This window comes from Streptomyces sp. H27-H1 (genome assembly GCF_026627445.1).
GTDB lineage: Bacteria > Actinomycetota > Actinomycetes > Streptomycetales > Streptomycetaceae > Streptomyces.
In genome coordinates this window covers 1-1,304 of record NZ_JAPNLJ010000144.1, presented here as the reverse complement: position 1 = coordinate 1,304, position 1,304 = coordinate 1, and the positions used below count along the sequence as shown (strand labels likewise).

2 protein-coding genes are annotated in these 1,304 nt (G+C 62.7%); both read left to right on the top strand.

Going from position 1 to position 1,304, the window contains the following annotated elements; translation table 11 throughout:
* The first annotated feature begins 190 nt into the window (after window positions 1–190).
* Window positions 191–481, top strand: a complete 291-nt coding sequence (locus tag OTB20_RS42180) for a transposase (protein ID WP_267825185.1) — start codon at window positions 191–193, stop codon at window positions 479–481.
* Window positions 478–1,304, top strand: an 827-nt coding sequence (locus OTB20_RS42175; protein WP_267825184.1) for an IS3 family transposase, incomplete at its 3' end; no start/stop codon positions are given. The genes OTB20_RS42180 and OTB20_RS42175, both read left to right, overlap by 4 nt.

The following is a 1,304-nucleotide window of genomic DNA, read 5'->3' as shown; positions in this document are numbered from 1 at the left end:
GGGCTCAGGCCCGGCTCACGCAAGGGCATCGACGACGCCGTCGGCTACCTGAGGAACAAGGCGGCCTACCTGCGCTACGAACTCGCCCTGCGTGAAGGCTTCCCGATCGCCACGGGGATCATCGAGGCGCCCCGAAGTTTCCGGACACCGGGCCAACTAAAATGGTTGGTCTGATCGACGGAGAAGGCACGTGGCACAGAAGCGCAAGAAATACAGCCCTGAGTACAAGGACGAGGCTGTCCGGATGGTGATCGACCAGTCCAGGCCAATAGCCCAGGTGGCCCGGGAACTCGGACTCGTCGAGGGGACCCTGGGGAACTGGGTCAATGCCTACCGGCGCACCCATCCCACCGAGGAAGCCCCACTTTCCGTCTCGGAGCGCGCACGTCTTCGAGAGCTGGAGAAGGAGGTCCGGGAACTTCGGATGAAGACCGAGTTCCTGGGAAAAGCGGCTGCCTTCTTCGCCCAGGAGTATCGGTGAACGAGAAGTACGAGTTCATCGACGGCGAAAAAGAAAACTTCCCCGTCAAGAAAATGTGCGCCTGGATCGCCGTGTCGAAGTCCGGCTTCTACGACTGGCGCTCGAGGCCCCTGTCGGCAACCGCGGAACGGCGTGAGGAACTCAAAATCCTCATCCGGAATGCCTTCGAGGAATCCGACGAGACATACGGATACCGGCGCGTGCACGCGGCACTCGCCCGCCGCGGCGTGCAGGCCGGCCCCGAGCTGATCCGGGCTCTCATGCGCGACATGGGCCTGGTGCCCTGCCAGCCAAGGCCCTGGCGGGTGACCACCCTCGCCGACGACCACGCCGAACAGACCCCAGACCTGATGCGCCGTGATTTCACCGCCGATGCCCCGGGACAAAGACTCGTGGGCGACATCACCTACGTCCACACCTGGGCAGGATTCCTGTATCTCGCCACCGTCATCGACTGCCACACCAAAGCCGTCATCGGCTGGGCGACAGCCAGCCACATGAAAACCTCCCTCATAACCGACGCCATCAACATGGCCGCCAGAAACACCCTCCTCGCCGAAGACTGCGTATTTCACAGCGACCGCGGAAGCCAGGGTGGATTCAACTGGTCGTCGCAACACCCTGATCTCGTAGGGGTGCGACGTGGCCACGGCGGACTGGAGTTTGAAGACCAGCGATGTTCCGGAGGGCCAGCGTCAGGGCTGTTGCAAAGTCTTTTGGTCTTGGATCGTTGCTGGTCAGGAGAGGCCGAGGAGTTCGAGGGGTCGTCGGAAACAGTCGTAGGACATCTCGCGGAGGCTGGCCGCGATGTTCGTGTGGCCCG